Origin of the sequence: Bartonella chomelii (assembly GCF_014138465.1) — a bacterium.
GTDB lineage: Bacteria > Pseudomonadota > Alphaproteobacteria > Rhizobiales > Rhizobiaceae > Bartonella > Bartonella schoenbuchensis.
In genome coordinates this window covers 322,395-345,434 of record NZ_JACJIR010000001.1, presented here as the reverse complement: position 1 = coordinate 345,434, position 23,040 = coordinate 322,395, and the positions used below count along the sequence as shown (strand labels likewise).

General features: G+C 34.5%; 15 protein-coding genes and 1 pseudogene. 9 read left to right on the top strand and 7 right to left on the bottom strand.

Going from position 1 to position 23,040, the window contains the following annotated elements; genetic code table 11:
- Nucleotides 1-57 precede the first annotated feature (57 nt).
- Genes GGR10_RS01460 through lptF form a run of 3 tightly spaced genes read right to left on the bottom strand, consistent with a single transcriptional unit; the run spans nucleotide 58 to nucleotide 4,709 of the window.
- Entirely contained in the window at nucleotides 58-2,430 is a 2,373-nt protein-coding gene (locus GGR10_RS01460) for an LPS-assembly protein LptD (protein ID WP_182479581.1), read from the bottom strand.
- Nucleotides 2,431-3,522 (bottom strand): LPS export ABC transporter permease LptG, encoded by a 1,092-nt coding sequence (lptG, locus tag GGR10_RS01455; RefSeq protein WP_182479580.1) that lies wholly within the window; start codon nucleotides 3,520-3,522, stop codon nucleotides 2,431-2,433. It lies immediately after the preceding gene.
- Nucleotides 3,519-4,709: an LPS export ABC transporter permease LptF gene (gene lptF / locus GGR10_RS01450; RefSeq protein WP_182479579.1), complete on the bottom strand. Its 1,191-nt coding sequence runs from the start codon at nucleotides 4,707-4,709 to the stop codon at nucleotides 3,519-3,521. Before lptF ends, lptG begins: the two co-directional genes overlap by 4 nt.
- Nucleotides 4,710-5,111: 402 nt before the next feature.
- Between lptF and GGR10_RS01445 the strand changes: the two genes are divergently transcribed.
- Together GGR10_RS01445 and GGR10_RS06825 are read left to right on the top strand one after the other, a co-directional pair.
- Complete coding sequence (locus tag GGR10_RS01445; protein ID WP_182479578.1) at nucleotides 5,112-5,558, top strand: DNA polymerase III subunit chi; 447 nt, start codon at nucleotides 5,112-5,114, stop codon at nucleotides 5,556-5,558.
- Between the two features lie 210 nt (nucleotides 5,559-5,768).
- Complete coding sequence (locus GGR10_RS06825; RefSeq protein WP_051101994.1) at nucleotides 5,769-5,993, top strand: hypothetical protein; 225 nt, start codon at nucleotides 5,769-5,771, stop codon at nucleotides 5,991-5,993.
- Here GGR10_RS06825 and GGR10_RS01440 read toward each other — a convergent pair.
- A complete protein-coding gene (locus tag GGR10_RS01440; protein ID WP_182479577.1) occupies nucleotides 5,990-7,279 on the bottom strand; it encodes an MFS transporter in 1,290 nt (429 codons plus the stop codon). The two genes, GGR10_RS06825 and GGR10_RS01440, sit on opposite strands and share 4 nt — an antisense overlap.
- Nucleotides 7,280-7,788: 509 nt before the next feature.
- On the opposite strand from GGR10_RS01440, the gene bafA reads away from it, so the two are divergent.
- Nucleotides 7,789-10,419, top strand: a complete 2,631-nt coding sequence (bafA, locus tag GGR10_RS01435; RefSeq protein ID WP_182479576.1) for a BafA family autotransporter — start codon at nucleotides 7,789-7,791, stop codon at nucleotides 10,417-10,419.
- A 481-nt stretch (nucleotides 10,420-10,900) separates the two neighbouring features.
- Entirely contained in the window at nucleotides 10,901-11,323 is a 423-nt protein-coding gene (gene ndk, locus GGR10_RS01430) for a nucleoside-diphosphate kinase (protein WP_182479575.1), read from the top strand.
- Nucleotides 11,324-11,645: 322 nt separating this feature from the next.
- On the opposite strand, the gene pgsA is transcribed toward ndk, so the two are convergent.
- The 3 genes from pgsA to GGR10_RS01415 all read right to left on the bottom strand — a co-directional run bounded on the left by pgsA (nucleotide 11,646) and on the right by GGR10_RS01415 (nucleotide 15,578).
- Nucleotides 11,646-12,227: a CDP-diacylglycerol--glycerol-3-phosphate 3-phosphatidyltransferase gene (gene pgsA, locus GGR10_RS01425; protein ID WP_010703580.1), complete on the bottom strand. Its 582-nt coding sequence runs from the start codon at nucleotides 12,225-12,227 to the stop codon at nucleotides 11,646-11,648.
- Nucleotides 12,228-12,302: 75 nt separating this feature from the next.
- The gene (gene uvrC, locus GGR10_RS01420) at nucleotides 12,303-14,288 is read right to left on the bottom strand and encodes an excinuclease ABC subunit UvrC (RefSeq protein ID WP_182479574.1); all 1,986 of its coding nucleotides are present in this window, start codon (nucleotides 14,286-14,288) and stop codon (nucleotides 12,303-12,305) included.
- 438 nt (nucleotides 14,289-14,726) lie between these two features.
- Nucleotides 14,727-15,578 (bottom strand): 23S rRNA (adenine(2030)-N(6))-methyltransferase RlmJ, encoded by an 852-nt coding sequence (locus GGR10_RS01415; RefSeq protein ID WP_182479573.1) that lies wholly within the window; start codon nucleotides 15,576-15,578, stop codon nucleotides 14,727-14,729.
- Nucleotides 15,579-16,420: 842 nt separating this feature from the next.
- Between GGR10_RS01415 and nagZ the strand changes: the two genes are divergently transcribed.
- The 5 genes and pseudogenes from nagZ to GGR10_RS01395 all read left to right on the top strand — a co-directional run bounded on the left by nagZ (nucleotide 16,421) and on the right by GGR10_RS01395 (nucleotide 22,482).
- Complete coding sequence (gene nagZ / locus GGR10_RS01410) at nucleotides 16,421-17,455, top strand: beta-N-acetylhexosaminidase (RefSeq protein ID WP_182479572.1); 1,035 nt, start codon at nucleotides 16,421-16,423, stop codon at nucleotides 17,453-17,455.
- Nucleotides 17,456-18,251: 796 nt separating this feature from the next.
- Nucleotides 18,252-19,025, top strand: a pseudogene (gene tatC, locus GGR10_RS06820) (twin-arginine translocase subunit TatC).
- Nucleotides 19,026-19,064: 39 nt separating this feature from the next.
- Nucleotides 19,065-20,342 (top strand): serine--tRNA ligase, encoded by a 1,278-nt coding sequence (gene serS, locus GGR10_RS01405; RefSeq protein ID WP_182479571.1) that lies wholly within the window; start codon nucleotides 19,065-19,067, stop codon nucleotides 20,340-20,342.
- Between the two features lie 134 nt (nucleotides 20,343-20,476).
- Nucleotides 20,477-21,136, top strand: coding sequence for a protein-L-isoaspartate(D-aspartate) O-methyltransferase (locus GGR10_RS01400; RefSeq protein WP_182479570.1), 660 nt, complete (start codon nucleotides 20,477-20,479; stop codon nucleotides 21,134-21,136).
- Between the two features lie 191 nt (nucleotides 21,137-21,327).
- A complete protein-coding gene (locus tag GGR10_RS01395) occupies nucleotides 21,328-22,482 on the top strand; it encodes a M23 family metallopeptidase (RefSeq protein WP_182479569.1) in 1,155 nt (384 codons plus the stop codon).
- Nucleotides 22,483-23,040: the final 558 nt, after the last annotated feature.

Sequence of the window (23,040 nt, the reverse complement as noted above, 5' to 3'; positions counted from 1 at the left end):
TAAAATATATGTTTTCCTACATAAAAACAATGATAAGTTAAAGTATTTCTACATTCATTATAAATCTAATTTTATCTTTTGCCCAATATCTGTGATTGTACGTAATGAAAGAGAGAAATTAAAATTCTGCAAAGGTGCATTTTTTCCTGGATTAGCTATTTGTTGATAGCCGATTTTTATTTCAAAGCATTCATCTTTATAATTTAAATTTATTTCCCGCTTTACAAATGCACTAGATACTAAGTCATAACTGATATTATTATATATAGACCAATATTTAGAAAATTTAATACCAGTTTGAAAAGAAATTTCTTGACGATCCTGTGTATATTCATAATTGGGTTGGCTTTGGATATAAGCATATTGTAAGGATGCTTTAAAATTTTCCCATTTTTGAGATGCTTCTATTTCACCACGGCGGATTTGACCTGTTTTTTTATCAAAACGTCCACGAGATTCTAAAGCAAAACCACTATCATGATTTGCATTAAACATTGCAACATAATCTGAACGCGATGTTTCAAGACCAGAATTAGCACTTGTATTGATAAAGTTTTTTTCTGCAAAAGAATTTTTTCCTGTAAGATGAAAAGATTGTCCAACAAGACCGTAAAGTGACCAATCATTGTTGAAACTTCCGGAATATCTTAAGCCTATATTTGCTCTTGTTCCACCTTCAACACGGTCATAACCAGAGAATTTGTCACGTTGAAATAGAGTGGTTGCATCAAATACGAAGCTTTGTGCATCTTCATTTGGTAATAGTCTGGCATATTGTTCATTATTGCGTATAAAGAGCTGTGCTGTTGGTTCTAAGACATGTGTAGAGATGCCAGAAGTTACAAGGAGGGGGTAACGTACTTCTAAACCTGCTGTTGCCATGCCGCGAATAGTTGGTGAGGCAATATTAAATTTTGTCGACGAGTCATTTGTGAGATGGTCAGGATAACTTTCTCGGGCATTTGTTATTGTATCAGTACGTAAGGCGAAAATAGGGGTTATTAGTAATCCGTTTTGTGTATTAAAACGCTTTTTCCATTCTATTTCACCGGTTAACCGAAAACTATTTCCAGGTATATCAGAAGGCCGAGAGACATAAGGGGGATGTTCTTGCCAATTGGTATAATTGAAGTCAGAGTGATTACGATAAATTGATTGCATATTGCCATGAAAAGTAAGTTCCCCAGTGTAAACTTCTTTGTCTGGTGTAAAAAAATAATCGATACGGGGTAAAACCCATGCTTGCTGAAAATGACGTTTGTTAATGGTATTTGTAGGTATCAAATCTTGGACTGTGAAATGGTAAAAACGCGTATCAAAGTAGTTTTTTCCTCCAAGGCCGTTCAAATAAAGCTGAGAAAGCTGTACAGGATTACTATAGTTTTCAAGTTTATATGTACGGCTAAAATGCCTATCTGACTGGGCAAAAATATCCCAACCATAAGTCCAGCGTGAATTAATATGGAAATCGCCTTTTGTTGCCACCATATAACGGTTATTTTTTTGCGCATCAATTGTATCATTATCGAACTTATGAGGATTAATTTGATATATATGAGCAAAACGGATGTTATAATTTCCTGTTTTTAAACGCTGACGCCATTCTCCTTCAGTTAAAAGTCCTTGTTTTGTGTAGAAAGTGGGGGAAAGTGTAAAGTCATAATGAGGTGAGAGATTCCAGAAATAAGAATTCTTAATACCAATACCAAGATGATCAGTATAAGAAAGGTGAGGAGCAAGCAGACCGCTGACGCGTTTTACATTTGGATCAGGCAATTCAAAAATAGGAAACCGGACAATTGGTACACCAAAAACTTCAAAATGACCGTCTTCAAATTGAATTGTTTTAGTAGTACTATTCCATATGATCTTTTTTGCTTTAATTTGCCAAAAGACTTCATTATCTGATTTGTAATGATGAGGTTCACACGCTGTATAGACAGCATTATTGAAGATTGTAAGTTGACTTCCTCTGCGTTCAGCATTTTCAGCTACAAAATGTGTACTGTTAATAGCTTCAACACGTAAAAAATTTACAAATCCTTCACCAAGGTCTTGAGTCATATCAATATAATCAGAATAGACTTTATTACCATCCTTTTGAACAATTTCGACATTTCCTTGTGCTATAATACGTCCTGTTTTTTGATTGTAAGTGACTTTTTGGGCAATAACTTTATTGTTATCATATTCAATTTGAACATTTCCTTCAGCAGAGACAGTGTCTGCGTCATGGTTGTAAGTGAGTTTGTCAGCAGAAAGTAAAAGGGGAGATGTTAGGGATTGAATATGGTTTTGAAGAGAAAGATTAGAATTTTGTGCTATTGCAGAATAAGATAAGGTTATGCCTAAAACAAAACTAATAGCACTTTTAAAAACCAATGTGTCCAGTTTTGTCAAAATTATCCTCTTACTTATAAGCAATTTCACCTAGCCATCCTCTTTATGAAGTAAAAAGGAAATTCCAAAAAACAACGCAATAACAACTGGCGTCCAAGCAGCAATAACTGGAGGAATGTATCCAGCATTACCAAACGCTTGAACGAGTACGGAAATGACATAAAGCATGAATCCAGCGATTACACCACCAAGAATTAACGCTTTAGATTGTCCAAATCGTGTAAATTTTAGTGATACTGTTGCAGCAATAAGAGTCATTGCTACAAGTAATGCTGGTAATGCAATCAATGATTGTAAGTACATATCGAACTTATTTGCAGAATAACCAAATGATCGCGCAGCTGAAATTTTTCTTGGTAATTTGTAAAATGGAATAGTTGCAGGATCGGCTAGATATTCAGTTAAAAACTCGGGTTTTAGATTTGTTTTTATCCGAAATTCAGTAAATTTTTCAGGAACATAACCTGTTTTGTAGATCGTGCCATTTGTTAACAGCCAAGTGTCATTTGTTAGTGTTGCTTGTTTTGCGTGGATCCAGTTCTTAACTGTTGCGTTATCATTATATTGCACAAAGGTTGCATCAATAAGAGAAAGACCTTGCTGTGTGATTGATCTGGCTCCAATAGTTGTTGTCCCTAAATTTGTATGCTGTGTTAACCATGGGATACGATTCTTGTTGATAGATGTTTGAATATTATTACTACGCCATTCAGCAATCATTTTTTCTGCTTGAGAAGATCCCCACGCGGCAAGTGGATTTATAAAAAGAATCGAAAACAATCCAAAAAGAAAAGCTCCAAGACAAGCGGGTATGAGAAATTGCCACGCAGAAACACCGATTGAACGAGCAACAACAAGTTCAAATTTTTTGTTAAGTGATATTAGCATAGTCATTGCAGAAAATAGTGCAATGAAAGGAAAGAGTTGCTGCATAATAAAAGGAACACGCAACGCTGAAATGAGAAGTGCGCCTTTTGCTGTATAATGGGGAAGAGAGGCTAGTCGACCAGAATTTTCCGTAAAGTCAATTAAAAGGGCAAGTATAAAAATACTCAATACAAAATAACAGGTTGTTTTGATATAACGTACAAAAAAATATCGTCCAAGCGTCCATCCAATCATGATGTTTTGTCCGAAGAATAGTGAGATTTTCGATATTTAGATTTGTTCGTCATTTTCTGAAGAAGTGCTTGAATAGTATCGTTAAATCTTGCGGGTATACTAATTTTACGGTTTGTCAGTAGCATAAAAAAGATTAATACGCTTACTCCTATTGGTATAATATAGAGCAGAGGAACGTAAGTGAGATCATTCTTCGTTTTTTCAGCAAAAAAATATTCTATCCAATAAATCAGCAAGGAAGAAGTAATCGTAAAAATAATTGCTGATGTGCGTGCTTGTCGATGTGAACGCGCATTTCCTGCTGCAGCCACTGCAATTAAAGCAAAAACAATTGGGTAGAGCCACTCTGTGAGTCGACGGTGAAATTCAGCTTTGTATTGAAGTGGGTTACGCTGATAATAAGGATCATATGAATCAGGATGCAATAAATAAGAAAGAGGCCTGTCTTTAGGATAAATAGTTGGTACTCCATTATTGGGGATGAATTCACTTAAGCTAAAAGTATAGGAGTTAAATTTAACAATCGAAACACTATCATTTTGATAATTCACTCTTTCAATTTCACCGTCATTGAGGACTAAAAAATTTCCATTTTTATTACTAACAACTGCACCTTTGGTTGCATAATAGAGAAGGTCAATCTTAGAATCGCGCTGGTCGGCAATGAAAAGACGTCCAATGGTTCCATCTGGGTAGCGTTCACCAATTTCTATATAAAGATTGTTTGTTAGTGCTTGAAAACTGCCTTCGCGAATAAAAAGATTAATGAGGTCTGAATGAGTGTTTGCCAGCATTTGTCGCATATTAAGGCGCGCTTGAGGAGCAACAAAATTAGCGATTGAAAAAGATGTACATGCAGTAAAAATAGCTAAAAGAAGAATTGGTTTTAAAACAGTGTTTTTGGAAAAGCCAGAGGCACTGATAATAGCTAGCTCTGAATCTTGATTCATTGTTGAAAGGATAGTTGTAATTGCAATCACTAGTGCAAATGGGATGATGAGGGAAATAACAGGAGGAACTAATAAGGATGAAAAGTATAAAACTGTTAGGAATGTTTGCCCACTTGTTGTAAGAAAATCAATTCGTGCAAGGACTTGCACTGTCAAACTAATACCGATTGCTGCGACCATCACAGCACTAAATAAAATAAAAACACGTTTTAGGATGTATAACTCAATAATACGCATAAATTGGGTAACATCCTTAGTTTTAATTTAAAGAAGATACTATATAATGTGCCAAGTTAAGACATAGTCGTCAAAATTAAAAAACAACCTCTTTGTGCTCTTTTTTCTAATAAGCAACAGGAGATAGTTAAATAATCTTAATTCATTTTGCCATGTTTTTTCAAGTATGGTATCAAGAAAAGCTAAGAAAATAACATAGAATAAATTTTTTTATTTATTTTTTAAAATTATGATTTTTCTTGTTTCTTTTTGCTATTGTTTAATACATTACAAAAAAAACAATACACACATAGTAAGAAAAAAATATGGTGTTCCAAACCGTTCCTTCTCTTTTTAGAAATACAGAAATGTTTTTAAAAAAAGTGCTACACTTTTTCGATAAAGAGTGATGAGGATTAAGAGATGGATATTCTGTTCTATCATTTAACACAGTCAACATTAGAAGATATTTTACCAGTTTTAGTAGAGCGTGCAGTTGCACGTTTTGAAAGAGTAACAATACAATGTATAAGTGAAGAACAGCGCGATGCCATAGATACTCGTTTATGGGTTTACGCTGAGGGATCATTTATTGGGCATGGAACTGAATGCGATAAATATCCAAATTTTCAGCCTGTATTTCTCACTACGGGTGATGAGAACCCGAATGATTCAAAAATACGCTTTCTTATAGAGGGAGCAGTTTGTCCGGATATTAATATTTATCAACGGCTTGTAGTGATATTTGATGGTCGTAATAACGAGCAATTGAATCTCGCTCGCGCACAGTGGAAGGAATATGGAACAGAAAACCATAATTTAACTTACTGGAAACAGACTGAAAATCGCGGTTGGGAAAAACAAATTTGATATGCATAGCGTTTATCATTCTATTCTAATTTATTGGTATTGTCGGGATAATTAATAAAAAACTCTTTATTATGAAAAAATTAGAAGGAAAATCATTAGTTTTATTGTTATTTTTCTTTTAGGGAGCAATAAAAATGTTGCCTGTAATCACAATATTCAAATGGAATAATAGCGGTGGTTGATCGGATTTTACTTGCTTTATGGTCAGTAATGCTGGCTTTTTTTTGTGTTTCATGGTTGGGTACAACGCATATTCTATCACAAATATTTTCTGTCATTCATATTGATTACATTGCAGATATTTTATTCTTTTTTCTTTGTGTATTGTTTGCTGGGATCTTATGGTGGAGTGTGCCTCGACCAATGTCTTTAAAAATAAAATTGGCGGCATTTCTGCCGCCAGCGTTAATTTTATTATATTTCATTGTATCTTAGTAAGATATTTCTTTATCTGTAAAGCAAATAAAGCAAATAAGTGAAATAAAAGCAGAAAAGAGAAGATAATAGCCAACGTAAGTTACATCAAAATGCTGCACCAAAGATTCTGCAATATAAGGTGCAAAAGATCCGCCAACAATACCAGCTAAGTTGAATGTTAAGGATACACCAGTGTACCGAATAGCTGTTGGGAATGGTGATGCAAGAATGGTACCCAACGGGCTATATGTAATCCCTAGAAGCATTAAGCCAATGATAGACATTGCAAGAACGCCTATAATTCCAGAATGTAGGAAGTAGGGAATTGCAAAAGAGTAAATACCAGTACTTATTGTTACCCAAATCATCAAAGTTCTGCGCTTAATACGATCAGCGAATTTTCCAGTGAGGGCAATAGAAAGGCCAAAAACAATAGCTCCAATCATCTCTATTTGCAGTGTTTGATTAAATGGTAATTGCAGATGATTTTTTGAATAACTTAATAAATAGGCAGTGACTAAATAAAATAAGACAAATGCTGTCATGCTGGCAAATGTACCAAGAAGCACAATCCGTGGATGTTTGAAGAACACATTGATAACGGGTATTTTGACACGCTCTTCATGATCAAGCGTTTTTTTAAATTCAAGTGTTTCACCAATTGAAGTGCGCACCCATAATCCTAAGATGACGAGAAAAGCTGAAGCAATGAATGGAATACGCCATCCCCATGTGAAAAGTTGGTCAGAGTCAAGTATATTCCACAGCCCAAAATAAACTGCAATAGATAAAAGTAAACCGGCTGGAGATCCTAATTGGGGAAACATTGCATACCAACCACGTTTTTCCGGTGGAGCGTTTTCTGTTGCAAGTAGAACTGCTCCACCCCATTCTCCCCCTAATCCAATTCCTTGACCAAGACGGCACATAGTTAAAAGAAAAGGCGCCCACCAACCGACTGTTTCATAAGTGGGAAGAATGCCAATAATAACTGTTGAAATACCCATTGTGAGAAGAGCAGCGACAAGTGTTGCTTTTCGTCCGATTTTATCACCAAAATGTCCAAAAATAATAGATCCGAGAGGACGGGCAAAAAAAGCGACACCAAAAACAAGGAAAGATTGTAGAATAGCCAGTTGATTGTTTTGCGGTGGAAAAAACAAATAAGGAAATACAAGAGCTGCAGCAGTTGCAAAAATGTAAAAATCGAAATATTCAATTGTTGTGCCAACAAGGCTTGCTAACAAAATTCGAATAGGTGAATTTGTTTGATTTACGCGCTGTCTTTCTACGCTTATAGACATGAATAGGATATTCCTTTTAATATAGATAATTAAAATATTAAGATAAAATTTTAATAGTTATAAGAATTTCATATTAGTGTCGAGTCAGTATTGTTACGATTTAATTGTATAAGAATAATAATAGGGCATGATAAGAGTGAGGGAATATGTATTGTTACTACTAATCATGCTATGTATTAAATTTAGCATTAGATTAAATGTAATAAGAAATCTTTTTTAAAAGCAGCAGGGGGATAGAGGTATATCATTCTGCATAAACGGTTTAACCTCTAAATTGTTTCATTTTGTATTTTTAAATGAAGAATATTGTTTTCATTTTTTCTACACGGATTTGCTTTTACAAGCTAAAGAAATCCGCTAAAAAGTGCTTTAGCAATTTCTGATTAAAATTTATTATCGCTGCATATAAAACACATTACGACATAAATAAAACACATTATGATATAAACAGGAACGCTCTGTTAAGAAGGAGGGGTATTTATTTAATTATTGATAATGGAGTGTAGATTGTGCAGCACAAATACAGACTAAATGTTTCGATATTATTAATGAGTAGTCTTCTCATACAAAATGCAGATGCACGTGAAGGTAATTCGAGTAGTTTTGATCAGTCGCTAAGAAATAGACTATTAGAAAATTTTTCCTATGGAGAGACATTAACCAATTCTACACGCACTACTTGGAGTGTCAGTCAGAATATTAGAATAGAAAGTGGGGGTATTGAGATTGTTCAGAATGGTGGAACCTCAACGGATGCTACTGTTTACAAAGGTGGAAAACAGATCATTACGAACCAAGGAAAGGCAATTGGAACTAAAGTTAAGGGTGGTGTGCAGTTTGTTTTCAATCAGGATGATTCTACAGGTACGTCTAATAATAGCAAAGTTTATGATGCCGTAGTTTCTGGTGAAAATGGAGTTTGGGGGCAACAAAATGTATATGATGGTGGAGAAGCTTGGAATACACAAGTTATGCAAGAAGGAGAGCAAAATATTTATAAAGTACGAACAAAAAAAGGTGGCATTGCATCAAAGACTGAAGTCTCTAAAAATGGTAGGCAGCGCATTTTGGCAGGAGGTGAGGCTGAAGATGTTACTTTAACAGATTATGCTACTCAAATAGTATATCAAAGTGGATCTGTGAAAAATCTAACGATTAAAGGTTCCGCCAATTCGTGGGTATATGCTGGCGCAACATTAACAGGGAAAACAATAGTTAATAATTCTGGACATCTTCACCTTTATGCTGGTGATCCTACAAATCATATTACGGAGAAAAATATTACTGTAAGTAGACAACCAAGTATATCATTGTTTTCTGTTGGTACGTGGAATGATAAAAACAATTCTCGGATTAGTGTTGAAAATTTAAGTGGGGATGGAACAGTTAGTGTTGCTTCTGTTGAGTATAATCCTCACCATTTACAACTTTATGTTAAAAGTCTTTCAGGTAGTTTACATTTCCAATTTAATTTGAGTAACATAGAAGACCGTAGTGATTATCTCTTAATTGATGATGGTATAGGTAGTCACAAAATAAGCGTTACTGATTCAGGCACTGAAATTACAAATTTTTTCTTACAAAAAAATCATATAGTTACCGAACTAAATTTAATTACTGATAAAAGCGGAAAAGCTAATTTTACTTTAGTAGATCGATCTGGTCAAAATATTAATGCTTTTGATGGTGGAACCTACCTGTATGGTTTGCAGTCTAGAACAATCACAAAAGATAGAAAAAATGGGAGAATTTGGTATTTGAGTACAAATATTTCTGAGATGAAACGTCAGAGTCGATCCCGTCGGTATTTAGATTCACAATATCTAATTGCTAGTCCATCAAGTGTTCCATTTATGGAAGATTGGGCTGCTGAGCCTAAATCTCGGAGACGTCCTCCTCGGCATATGAATCAGGATGAGTCTGATACTCCAGTACTTAGCTCAGAAAGTCAGCAGTTTTCTAATCCGTCGACTGCTCGATCTCTTGAAGATCAAACCACTGAACTTAAACCTCGAAGACGTTCTCGTCGGCATGTGAATCAGGATGAGCCTGATGCTCCAGTGCTTAGTTTAGAAAGCTCGCAGGTTGCTGATCCGTCAACTACTCCATCTGCAGAAGATCAGAACACTCAGCTTAAATTTCAGAAACGTTCTCGTCGGCACTTAAGTCAGCATCAACTAAACTTTTCGAAGCTTGATTTAGAGGAACCGCAAGCTTCTGATTTTTTAACTACTCCTTCAACTGATGCAGTACTATCTCTAGCGGTTGCTCCTGAACTTGTTTTTAACAATGAGTTACAAAGTTTGCGTGCTGGAAGGGGTATTTTAGAGAGAAGTAGGAAGAATGCAGCTTTCTGGACATATACGATCAAGAACAAAGAACGAATTGCTACAGGTCATACACACTTTAAGTTAGATCAAACAGGAATAATATTGGGTACTGATTGGGTAGCACAGTTACTATATGGAAATCTTTATATTGGTGGTTTTGGTAGTTATGATCAAGCACGTATTAATCATGTTCGTCGTGGTGTCAGTGGTATGAATACTTATAGCTTTGGAACTTATGCGACCTATTTAAATGAATATGGTTGGTATTTGGATAATATTTTGAAATATAATCGTTACCAAAATCATCTTAAAGCAGTTTCTACAAGTGGTTTGGCTATCCAAGGAGACTATAATCAATGGGCGATAGGTACATCCTTGGAAGGGGGGTATCGTTTTCAAATAGGGCAGAGCACTTGGGTGCGACCTTATAGCCAATTTACATGGTTACAGGTTACAGGTAAAGAAATACAGCTTTCCAATGGTATGATAGGTGATATAAGCTCATCTACTTCATTACGTAGTGAAATTGGTTTATCTATTAGGCGTGCATTTAACTTTAATACAAATGCTTCATTAGTAGGTTATGTAACGGCCGCTTGGTTGCGTGAGTATATAGATAGTAATCATACAATGATTAATAAACGGCATAAATTTATTACTGACTTGTCTGACAATGCAGGTAAATTGGCAATAGGTTTGAATAGTTTTGTCAGCAAAAATTTAACATTTTATACAGAAGCTCAATATCTTAAAGGTTATAAAATGATGCAGTCACTTCAGGGGATTTTGGGTATACGTTATAGTTTTTAAGTATGCGATTATTTGTTTTTTGATCAACTTTAGATATGTATTTGTTTATTGCAAATAAATACTTCAATATGAGACCTATTTTTAAAAAATGTACTTTGTTATAATAAGCCTTAATGTATTTAAACCTTAATGTGTTATTGTGTGTTGTGTTTTTTTGTATTTTGTCCTCCTATTTAACCCTTAGATCATAGAGACATATTTTAGAACAAACGAGGTATTCTTAAGTCAAATAAAATCTCATAGAATGAGAAAGGAGTCTTTGTTTTGCCTGCTTTTGAAACATATAAGTAATTTGACCTGTAGAAAATAGAAGATGATTTTGTAGGTGTGAAGTCATTGACCGATAGCATTTCTATTTTATAGAGATAAGCTTTGTAAAAATATGCAATTTTAAAATTGATATAAATTCACTAACGGTTACTTGGCAAAAGGCTCCTTATAGAATAACAAGGTAATTTTTTATGAAATTAAAGGTAATCAAATGGCTGTAGAACGCACTTTTTCGATGATTAAACCCGATGCAACGCGCCGTAATTTAACAGGAGCAATTACTAAAATGCTTGAAGATGCAGGTTTGCGTGTTATTGCATCTAAGCGCGTGTGGATGAGTCAGCATGAAGCTGAAGGGTTTTATGCGGTTCATAAAGAACGCCCTTTCTTTGGAGAGTTAGTACAATTTATGTCTTCTGGTCCAACTGTTGTTCAGGTTTTGGAAGGTGAAGATGCAATTGCGAAAAACCGTGAAGTTATGGGGGCTACGAATCCTGCTGATGCACAGGAAGGGACAATTCGTAAAGCATATGCCTTGTCGATTGGTGAAAATTCTGTTCATGGTTCAGATAGTGCTGAATCTGCAAAAACAGAAATAGCTTATTGGTTTTCCGATATTGAAATCGTTGGTTAATGAAAGCATGTACGAAAAGTGGAAAATCCTGAAATAGTATTCAGGATTTTTTCTGCTAAGTTATAAATCTTTATTCAAAAGTTCATAACATAAATATCATATAAATTTTTTGATTGTTTTAAGATAATACTCCATTTCAAATATATGCAATGGAGTATTTTTCATGACAGAAGCTCAAAAATGCATCATTGTAATCGATGGTTTTATTTTATTATTTGCATATTTTCCGATTTTACCATTGATATTAAAACATTACATTTCAGTACATAGTGCCGGATATTTTTCTAATCGCTGATTAAGCCACAATTTTATCATTTGTCTTTTATGTAATAACGTGTTTTAAGCCTGCACGAAAATAATCCCATCCTGTCCATAATGTGAGAAGAGCTGCAATCCATAGCATAATTATGCCAAATTCCATTGTATAAGGGAAAATTTTATTACCAGCTGGGCCCGCTAAGAGAAAGACAATGGCTACCATTTGTACAGAAGTTTTCCATTTTGCAAGACGAGAGACAGGAACACTAACTTTTAATTCAACCAAATATTCACGTAAGCCTGATACGAGAATTTCCCTACAAAGAATGATAATAGCTGCCCAAAGTGTCCACCCAGCAATAGTGCTATCTGCAGCAAGCAGGAGCAAACATGATGAGACAAGCAGTTTATCTGCGATTGGATCTAACATACGGCCGATATTGGATGTTTGTTTCCAAATGCGTGCAAGATAACCATCCAAAAAATCTGTAATAGATGCAATCACAAAAATAAAAACAGCAATCCAGCGCCCAATATCACTTGATTGTAGCCGTCCTTCTAAAAAAAAACACGCAACAACTAATGGAACCGCGACAATTCGTGCATAAGTCAGAATATTTGGAAAAGAAAAAGTATGATTTTCCATCGAGCCGTTTTCAATCCTTTGTGAAGTACAGCATATTTTATAAACGTAACAAGGCAATGAATATGAAGCAAGTCCTTATTTTTCATTAAAATGGTTATGAATTTTTTGTGCCATTGCGGTGGAAATACCTGCTACTTTGTTTAAATCTTCAACAGAAGCGTTGGCAATGGCTTTGGTGCTTCCAAAATGGTTAAGCAAAGCGGATTTTCTTGTGGGGCCTATATTTTCGATTTCATCAAGTAAATTTTTAAATGTTTCTTTTTTTCGTTTTGTTCTATGGGTTTCGATCGCAAAACGGTGTGCTTCATCACGTAAACGTTGCAAAAAATAAAGAATAGGATCGTGTGAGGGCAGTGTGAAAGGTGATTTTCCTTTTATAAAAAATCGTTCACGACCGGCGTTACGGTTAGCACCTTTTGCTATACCGATTGCTGTGACAAAATCATCTAATCCCAATTGAGATAATAATGTACGAACGACATTTATTTGTCCTTCACCACCATCAATTAAGATAAGATCAGGCCAAATGGGAAAAGAATTATCACTATCATTTTTTGTATCTTTGTTTCTATTGGGCAAGCCATGCTCTTTGATAAGGCGTGAAAATCTTCGTTCAATAACTTCTTTCATCATGCCAAAATCATCACCAGGTGTAATATCGGTCGAACGAATGTTGAATTTGCGATATTGATTTTTGATAAATCCTGTTTGATCGAAAACAACCATCGCACCTACCGCATTGGTACCCATGATATGTGAATTGTCATAGATTTCTATGCGCCGTGGAGTATAGGGTAGTTGAAATGTTTCAGCAACACCTTGAAGGAGTTTTATATGTGTTGCTGTTTCAGCAAGTTTTCGTCCCAGCGCTTCATAAGCGTTGGTATAAGCGTGATTAACAAGAGATTTGCGTTCACCTTTTTGCGGTAAGGATAGAGATATTTTGTGATTTGCTTTTAGATTTAATGCTTCTGTAAGAAGTGCTTCTTCTTCAATTTTTTCCGATAAAAGGATGAGTTTTGGAATTGGTTTATCATCATAAAATTGAGTGATAAAACTTGTTAAAATCTCAGCATTAGAGAAAGATGAATCTGCTTTTGGAAAATAAGCTCGATTTCCCCAATTTTGCCCCATGCGAAAAAAAAACACTTGAATACAGGTCATTCCTCCTTGTTGTGCAATTGCAAATACATCCGCTTCTTTTACCGTTTGAGGATTAATGCCTTGATGGCTTTGTATATGAGAAAGGGCTGATAAACGGTCGCGATAAGCAATCGCTTGTTCAAAATCAAGATTTTCTGAGGCTTTATGCATAGCTTGAGCCATATCTTTTTTTACCGATTGGCTTTTTCCAGAAAGGAAAGCTTTTGCTTTTTGAACCAGTTTTATATAATCGCTATCATTGATTTCATGTGTACAAGGGGCTGAACATCGCTTAATTTGATAAAGCAAACAAGGTCGTGTGCGATTGTTAAAAACTGAATCAGCACAAGTTCTTAATAAAAAAGCACGTTGCAAAGCGTTGATTGTTTGTGCAACAGCACCCGAAGAGGCAAAGGGACCAAAATAATGGGCTTTTCGTGTTCGAGCACCACGATGTTTGTAAAGTGCAGGTGCTCGGTGATCATCAGTGATAATGATATAGGGAAAGCTTTTGTCATCGCGCAGTAATACATTAAAACGTGGGTGTAATCTTTTGATGAGGTTAGCTTCTAAAAGTAATGCTTCTGTCTCTGTATGGGTAACAACAAATTCCATATGATATGTCGCACTAATCATACGGATAATACGGTTATTATGCCCTTGTTCACGGGTATAGCTTGAAACGCGTTTTTTTAAATTCCGCGCTTTACCAACATAGAGAACGTCACCATTTTCATTAAACATTCGATAAACCCCTGGTTTATGAGGAAGGTGTTTAACAAATTCTTGTATAAGTGCAGTTCCTTTAAGTTTATGGTTATCATTTCTTTGGTGAGCATTGTCCCATATGATGTTAGACAGAAAAGATAGTTTTTTTTCTTTATTTGGAAGACAGGATATATCGTTTTTCAGGGTCATTCAATTTTTCCAACAAGATTTTGCGTTTGCCACGTGAAATATTGTTTTCTGTCAAGTATTATTATTCATTTGTTTGAAGTTTTATCTCCCAATAAATAAGCGCATTATAGTATAAATTCTATGATTTTTAGTTATCATTTTAAACTAAAGATCACCAAGATAATTCTATAAGGCAATTTATGAGCTGGCCTATCTTACCTATAAATTGATTGAAAGAGTAAGTCTAATTATGGTTTGATTATCAGAGATTTTTAGAATGGTTTTGTAAAAAAGAAAATCAAATTTATACTGTTATTCCGTCATATTCATTTCTGTTTTTGTCATCTTCAGAAATTGAAGAATCTGTAGTGGAGTAAGTTCTCTATCTAATCAGTTTGATAGATTTATCTTTATTGTGAAGAATGCTTTATTTTAAAGTAAGATGCTTTCATATTATAACTATTCTTTATGGAGCCATTTGTAGGTAATTTGCGCACTCTTATCTTGTCCAAGGCGGTTGATAAGAAAAGGACTAAGTTTTTGCATTTCTTCTTCCAGAAGATAAGGAGGGTTGATAAGAATCATACCGCTCCCATTCATTGTAGTTGGTGTTAATTTTTTTCTAATACGCATTTCAAGCTGGAGAATTTTTGGAATTCCCGTTTTATGTAGAGCGTGAAGAAAATTCTCAATTTCTTTATTGTATTTAACAGGATACCATAAAGCATAAGTACCTCCAGAAAAACGTCGATATGCTTTCACCATTCCATCAATGAGACGAGAAAATTCACCCGGTTTTTCAAAAGGTGGGTCAACAAGAATAAACCCACGTTTTTCTTTTGGTGGTAAGTGAGAATTTAAAGAGAGCCAACCATTTAAATGCAAAACTTTTGTTTGATAATCGCCGGCAAAGTTTTCTGCTAAGGTTTGGTAATCTTCTTTGTGTAATTCAATTGCAGTGAGCCGGTCTTGCTTACGCAATAGTTGACGGATAAAAATAGGTGATCCAGGGTAGAATATAAGCTCTTTGTTTCCTTTATTCATTGTATAGATAACATTACACCATGGATGTAAGAGTGTTTTCACATCTTCCGGAATGGGTGTTGACAAAAGCTTTCCCACGCCATCACGCCATTCTCCTGTTTTATGTGCTTCTAGGGAAGAGAGATTATAAAGTCCAATTCCTGCATGTGTATCTATAACACGAAAAGCTTTTTCTTTACGTTTGAAGTATTCTACAATGCGTGTGACAATAATGTGTTTAAAAACATCAGCAAAATTGCCAGCATGATAAATATGCCGATAATTCATAATAAAATTTTATCATATATATAATTGACTGACCAAGATTCTTTTATTTCTTTTTAAATCTTTTTTTGATGTAAAATAATAAATTTATGTATCAATAAGAGCTCTGTTATAAATAGCAATATATTGATTAAAAAGGCTTGATACATCTAGAAAAACTTCAACGCTATGTATTGGCATTTATCCATTAAATTATTCTTTACATCAATGCTATTTGTATAAACCAGATTTATTGTTAATGAGATCATTTACCAACCCAATGAAAAATTAAGAAGTACAAGCTCAGTCATTCCAATTGAGGTGTTAATTTATAGGGTTAAGTAATTTTATTATCACTAAGCTTAAAGTTATAGCAAAAGATAGTGAATTATTATGGGTGATAAAGATAGTTCTATTTATGATTTATTCTATAAATGTTTGAATGAATAAGATTTTTAAAATTGTTTTTCTAAGGGAATACTCTCTCTTAAACTTTATAATTAAATTTCAACCATGTCAGATTGGTGAAATGTTATTAAAAATAATAATTACCTCCTTTTTTCTTTCAACAGCTGTAATTTACAATTTTCTATAATAGAAACTTTAATAGCAAAAAATATTCGGAGTTTTTAGTTGTTTTAAAATTTAGAACGTTAGAAAATATCTAATGATGAATACAAATAAATAATTACAAGCCAAGTTTGGCTTTCCAATAGAAAAATATTAATGCTTGTAAAACAAAAATAGAATTATTTTGTTAGAATGTTTTTTAAAATTATGAAAGCATATTTGGAAAAAGAATCTTTTCAATTCACTCAAAATTTATTGATGAATCATTATCAAATAAACATTAAGGTTTCATAATAATGTTAGAAATGAAAGCCATGATTACCGGTATTTCAGGTCCGGTTCTAACAAATGATGAAAAGGCATTTATTACTGAGCATAAGCCTTGGGCTTTTATTTTATTTGCGCGTAATATTAGTACTGCAGACGATATCAAAGCACTTACTGCGTCTTTATGTGAAGTTAGCGGACGTGATGATATTTTTATTTTCATTGATCAGGAAGGGGGAAGGGTGCAACGCTTGCACCCACCTTTAGCACCTAATTATCCAATGGCTGCAACTTTAGGAGCTATTTATAAAAAAAATCAGGAAGCAGGGCTTCGTGCTGCTTGGATTATGTCACGGCTTCATGCTTTTGATTTGATGAAGCTTGGTATTAATGCAAATTGTCTTCCACTATTGGATGTACCAGTGGTAGGGGCTCATGATGTCATTGGAACGCGCGCTTATGCTCAAGAACCAGAAACGGTTACTGCTTTGGGGCGTGCAGCTGCTAGGGGGCTTTTAGATGGTGGTGTTTTACCAGTAATGAAACATATCCCCGGACATGGTCGGGCATTGTGCGATACGCACTTAAAAATGGCACGCGTAGATGCAGCCCTTGATATTTTAGAACAATATGATTTTGTGCCTTTTAGGAATTTAGCGGATTTTCCAGCTGCAATGACTGCCCATATTGTTTATGAGGCAATTGACGATAAAGTACCTGCAACACTGTCTAAAAAAGTTATAGAGGATATTATTCGTAAAAAGATTGGTTTTGATGGCCTTTTAATGACAGATGATGTGTCAATGAAAGCTCTTTCAGAGAGTACATGTTCGAACAATCTTTCAGATTTAACACATAAAATTTTTGCAGCTGGTTGTGATATTGTTCTTCATTGTAATGGTAATTTGGAAGAAATGCTTGTCATTGCTCATGCTACTCCGCTTTTATCAGGAAAAGCATTAAAGCGTGCTTATAATGCCCATGCTAGGGTTGGGAAGCCTGATTTATCAGATGAGGTTGCTTTAAGAGAAGAATTTTCAAGCCTCTTAGCTTTTGTTAAATAAATGCGTAATTTTGAGTTAGCTTAATTTATTAAATATGCTGAATAAAAATGAAAATGGCATAACAATATTAGTTTGAGACAATTGATGTTTTGTTACCTTTCATTCAGAAAGGAAATATACAAATAAAATATAATTATATTTGAAATATCACTTATATAGTGAGCATTCATGCTATGAAATTGATGTTGGTCTCAACAATTTCAATTGCTATCAATAAAATTTGCAAGTCAAGTGCCAAAAGAAATTCTTTTTCCGTTAAAAGAGGAAAAAGCCTGTTTCTAAAAAGTAATATGAAATCATAATTTTAGCATCAATCACTTTAAGTGAGGAAGTCGAGTGTAAACAAATAATGTATGGGATATGGGATTAAATAGGGCAGAATTTTTAATTATCTTACTTGTTTTCATTATTGTAGTAAAATTAAAAGATTGGCCTAACTTTTTAAGATAATCATAAAGGCTAATATATATACGTTCGATGGCCAATGAGTTTTAACATCAGTTTGATGACACAATAAAACAAACTGAATTGAATGATTTGAAAAAACATTATCAGACAGCAGAAGTCCTTATTTCTTACAAAGGGTTAACGAAAGTTTTTGATTCAATTCATGATGTAGTAAAGGATGTCCAAGATAATCTTGATGTAAATACGATATTTCATAAATTGGAAAAAGATAAAGACGTTTTTTACATGCGATAAAAGCATAGAGATAAAAAGTTAAGGGTATCTGTTGTTTATAGTCATGAGCTATAGGTGTGACTTCTAAAGATAGGAAAAATAGTGAAAACGCATCATGAATTTTAAAAAAGATGCAATTGATACCAATGTAGCACTGCTTTTAGAGCACTTAAGTTAAATTACGTCAGCAAGTTATTGCATCTCTAATTGCATTTTTATCACATTTTATAATGTGTTTTTTCCATCAAGGATTATTTTTGTATTTTTTGATATAGCCTTATCAGTGGGTGATAAAGATATCAGGTGGTGACCCTGAAAATATTTGTCTTTAATCAGAGCAAGTATAGGAAACTTTTTTAACGAAAATGAAACTTTCCGTTTTTGGGATAGCCATTTTATTCATTTCCTATATGGTTTCAGTTTTATAGTGCCAGAGCTTTATAAAACAAGCGTATGGCTTTTTTACCATTTTTTATTAGTGCACCATTTTATTTTTAATTGGGGTGCATTTGTTTACGGTTTATTAGCATCTTATAATACTTTGGTCTAGCCTCTCTCTGAATCTTCATTAAGAATAGAATTTATAGCGCATGTCTTTGATTATCTGAGATTTATGACATCATTTATCTGGATTTTTGGTTTGATTTTTCAATTACCTTTATCGCTAGCCTGTTAACAAAAGTCGGGTTGTTAACATTTCATATGTTGCCGTCCAAATGAAAGTGGGTCATCCTGATTTCTTTTATAATTATGGTTATGGTAACACCGTCGGATTTTTTCTATGTTTGCAGTAGCTTTACCGACGATAATTCTTTATGAAATATCAATTTTAATTGCTTGCTGGATAGGAAAAAGAAATCCTCTTAATAGAAGTTTATATTTTGTATGATAAGTAATCAAATAGAAATGATGCAAATAAGGAGTTCTAATGCTCGATATTAAATGGATCCGTGAAAATCCTGAAAAATTAGACGCAGCTCTAAAAAATAGGGGGATTGAACCACAAGCTCAAAGATTGATAGAGCTTGATCTTGAACGTCGATCACACGTTGCAAAAATACAATGCGCACAAGAACGTCGCAATGTGGCTTCAAAAGAAATAGGGCAAGCATTAGCTGCGGGTGATCAGAAAAATGCTGAACGTATTAAAGCAGAGGTTGAAGAAATTAAAGATTTTCTTTCTTCTGCTTCAATGAAAGAAAAACAATTGACTGAAAATCTTGAAAAGTCTCTTTCATCTATACCAAATATTCCATTAAATGATGTTCCAAAAGGCAAAGATGAAAGCGCTAATGTTGTCGTTCGGCATTTTGGTACACCTACGACGTTTGATTTTGCACCGAAGGAACATTTTGATCTTGGTCAGAATCTTCAACAGATGGATTTTGAGCAGGCAAGTCGTTTATCTGGTGCACGCTTTACAGTACTTTCAGGGGCATTGGCGCGTCTTGAACGTGCATTGGGTCAATTTATGCTTGATATGCATGTGGATGAACATGGTTATACAGAGGTTTCAGTACCTCTTCTTGTGCGTGATGAAATTGTTTATGGAGCAGGACAATTACCAAAATTTTCTGACGATCTTTTTCAGACTACAGATGGCAAATGGCTTATTTCCACAGCGGAAGTACCATTAGTTAATTTAGTAAATAGTGAAGTTCTTGATATATCAGATTTACCTCTGCGGTTTTCTTCTCTTACACCTTGTTTTCGTTCAGAAGCAGGGGCGGCTGGGCGTGATACACGTGGGATGTTGCGTCAGCACCAGTTTTGGAAGGTAGAAATGGTATCGATTACCACTGAGGAACAATCCTTAATTGAATTAGAGCGTATGACAGAGTGTGCAGAAAATGTATTAAAACGACTTGGGTTGCCTTTTCGTACTGTACTTCTTTCTACTGGTGATATGGGGTTTTCTGCCCGTAAGACCTATGATATTGAAGTTTGGCTTCCAGGCCAGGGGTGTTATCGTGAAATTTCAAGTTGTTCAGTCTGTGGAGATTTTCAGGGGCGACGTATGAATGCTCGATATCGTACAAAAGGTGAAAAAACATTACACTTTGTGCATACTCTGAATGGTTCTGGTACAGCTGTTGGTCGTTGTCTTATTGCTATTCTTGAAAATTATCAGCAGGCTGATGGATCAGTTATTGTTCCAGATGTTTTGCAGCCTTATATGAAGGGAACAAGTCGTCTTACTATTTAACTTGTGTGAAATAAGCACCAATACACGTTTATTATCGATAAATGATAATAGCGTTTATCAGAAAATTTGAATGCTTTTTAAAAGTAATGCACATGTAAATAGAGTAATCGTTACATTAAAAATCGAATGATATTATGGAGCAGAAAAAAAATTTACAATTTCGTGAGGAATTGGCAAGCCTTGTACTGAAAATGCGCAGTAAAGGGGTCGATGATCTACGCTTTTTTGCTGCGTTTGAGAAAATTCCACGTCATCATTTTGTCGCTGTTTCTTGGCTTAAGAATGCATATGATAATAAAATTATTCCAATTGAGTGTGGTGAATATATTGAGCGTTTAGAAGAACAACTTTTAATTCTCGCTGCGTTATCGTTGAAAAAAAAACACCGTGTTTTAGAAGTTGGTACAGGTTCTGGTTTTTGTACTGCTCTTATGGCATGTCTTAGTGATCGAGTGATAACGATTGATCGTTATAAAACACTTGTTGAATTGGCGCGGCAAAGATTTCAGATTTTAGGGCTTGACAATATTATTGTACAGCAGATTGACGCAAGCAAAGGTATTACGGGTTTTGGATCGTTTGATCGTATTCTTATTTGGCCATCACGCTCTGATGAACCAGAAGAATTTTTAGACATCTTAGCTGGGAATGGAATTCTCATTCAAGCTATTGGGCCAGATGAAGGGGTGCAAACTGTTATGCGTTATACGAAAATTGGTAGCCAATTTGAACGTTCGGAAATGTTTCAAGTGCGTTATCAACCCTTTATTGAAAACGTTGCAGAAATACTTTGATTTTTTAGGTTAAGAGGTTGTGAAGAAATCTATGTGCTCTATTTATAACAAATTCATTTTGGTCTTTTTGTGAAATTTTTATAGGTAAAATATTCAATCTTTAACTCTTAGGTAATATTAGCAAGATTTAATAGAATGAGTTGGGTATTGGCCAATAAATAAACCATATATTTGAATTTTTGAGTAACATTATGCGGTATAGTCTTCAGGGGATAGTTCTTTGGGTTGTAGTAACGATAATAACGGGTTGTAGTTCTGGTACACAGCGTTTTTATGATGGTTTTTATAAAGGTCCTGCTCAGTCGACTACAGTCACAACAATGTCTGATGACCCACAAATGTTATCAGAAGGTGGAGTAATACAAAGCAGTGAGCTACCACCTGTGGAGTCACCTTATGATTCAGGAGTTAATGATAGTTCATATGATTCTCTAGAACAGGGAGCCACATCCTATTCTGATAAGCACAGAGAGTTTTCGTCTGATGGGCGAATTATGGGCTCTCCACCACAAAATCTTGGAACACTTTCTCGTTCACAAGTGAATAATCCTCCTACTTCTAGGCGGGGATCTTATATTGTACAAAGTGGTGATACCCTGTTAAGTATTGCACGGCAAATAGGAGTTAGTGTTGAGGCGTTAAAATTAGCAAATGGTATGAATAATCATTCTATCCATGTTGGTCAGGTGCTCATTATCCCAGATGAACGCACAAGTGTACCTTCGAATGCTCCCAATAATACTCAAGTAACATCACAAACCCCATCTCCAACTCCATCTAAAGTTGTATCCTCTGTTGAAAGTAAAAAGGATCCATCATCTGCGTATGGAACTTCTGTAACAACTACATCTGCGACAAAGACTGATTCTTCAAATGTTAAGCAGGATTCTTCTCTGCAAAAGCCTGTAACTGCTTTATCAGATACAGTGGTTGATTCAGATGATGTTGTTGCTCCACAAGCAACAGGGATTTCTAAAATGCGTTGGCCGGTACGAGGACGTTTGTTAAGTCACTTTGGTCAAAAGAAAGGAACAGTAGTTAGTCGAGGGATAGAAATTACTGTACCTGAAGGTTCATCAGTAAAGGCAGCGGAAAATGGTGTCGTTATCTATGCAAGTGATGGATTAAAAGAACTTGGCAATGTTGTCATGATTCGACATGAAGACAATATTATTACTATTTATGGGCATAATGATAAACTTGTTGTTAGTAGAGGGCAAAAAGTACGGCGTGGTGATGAGATTGCTAAGTCTGGTGTTTCAGGAGATGCTACAACGCCGCGCGTTTATTTTGAAGTCCGTAAAGACACTGTGCCTGTTGACCCTATCAAATATTTAGAAAATTAACGAAGGGTCATTTTATTATTAAAATTCAAAATTCTTTAAGTCGTTTTTGATTGTGTATTAACAACGGCTTATTTAGGCTGTTGTTCAGGTTCTTGTCTATTATAATTTTGCTGTTTTTATAATATTAGAATGATTTTCGTATGTTATTGTTCATTCTAAGATGTGATTATGAGTTTTTTAAATTATTTTGTAGTCTATTATAAAAAGAGTACCGTAAGTATCCATCACATTATAATGTAATTTTTTACTGCAATTTATAAAAAAGCTAAAAGCTAGAATGATTAGAGAATCATCTTTTTATAGCCGTGCAGAAATAGTAATAACTATAAGGTACTTGTTGTCAGTTATATATGGTAGCCATAGATGGTACCTTTTTGAGGTTGCATGAAACATGATATTTTGAAAGTATTTTTGACACTATTATCAAAGTAATTTTTAAAGCTTTATTATAATAAATAAAAACTATTACAGAAGATGATAAGGTGATATTGCTTATTTTAAAGGGGTTCATTAAAGTAAGAAGAGTGACGCTTTTAAACAGTATTTTCAATAAGTTTA

What these genes read in the sequence shown, in the direction of transcription:
- lptG (WP_182479580.1), bottom strand. Translation starts at nt 3,522, where the DNA reads ATGATTGGATGGACGCTTGGACGATATTTTTTTGTACGTTATATCAAA.
- lptF (WP_182479579.1), bottom strand. Translation starts at nt 4,709, where the DNA reads ATGCGTATTATTGAGTTATACATCCTAAAACGTGTTTTTATTTTATTT.
- GGR10_RS01445 (WP_182479578.1), top strand. Translation starts at nt 5,112, where the DNA reads ATGGATATTCTGTTCTATCATTTAACACAGTCAACATTAGAAGATATT.
- GGR10_RS06825 (WP_051101994.1), top strand. Translation starts at nt 5,769, where the DNA reads ATGCTGGCTTTTTTTTGTGTTTCATGGTTGGGTACAACGCATATTCTA.
- GGR10_RS01440 (WP_182479577.1), bottom strand. Translation starts at nt 7,279, where the DNA reads ATGTCTATAAGCGTAGAAAGACAGCGCGTAAATCAAACAAATTCACCT.
- ndk (WP_182479575.1), top strand. Translation starts at nt 10,901, where the DNA reads ATGGCTGTAGAACGCACTTTTTCGATGATTAAACCCGATGCAACGCGC.
- pgsA (WP_010703580.1), bottom strand. Translation starts at nt 12,227, where the DNA reads ATGGAAAATCATACTTTTTCTTTTCCAAATATTCTGACTTATGCACGA.
- uvrC (WP_182479574.1), bottom strand. Translation starts at nt 14,288, where the DNA reads ATGACCCTGAAAAACGATATATCCTGTCTTCCAAATAAAGAAAAAAAA.
- GGR10_RS01415 (WP_182479573.1), bottom strand. Translation starts at nt 15,578, where the DNA reads ATGAATTATCGGCATATTTATCATGCTGGCAATTTTGCTGATGTTTTT.
- nagZ (WP_182479572.1), top strand. Translation starts at nt 16,421, where the DNA reads ATGTTAGAAATGAAAGCCATGATTACCGGTATTTCAGGTCCGGTTCTA.
- serS (WP_182479571.1), top strand. Translation starts at nt 19,065, where the DNA reads ATGCTCGATATTAAATGGATCCGTGAAAATCCTGAAAAATTAGACGCA.
- GGR10_RS01400 (WP_182479570.1), top strand. Translation starts at nt 20,477, where the DNA reads ATGGAGCAGAAAAAAAATTTACAATTTCGTGAGGAATTGGCAAGCCTT.
- GGR10_RS01395 (WP_182479569.1), top strand. Translation starts at nt 21,328, where the DNA reads ATGCGGTATAGTCTTCAGGGGATAGTTCTTTGGGTTGTAGTAACGATA.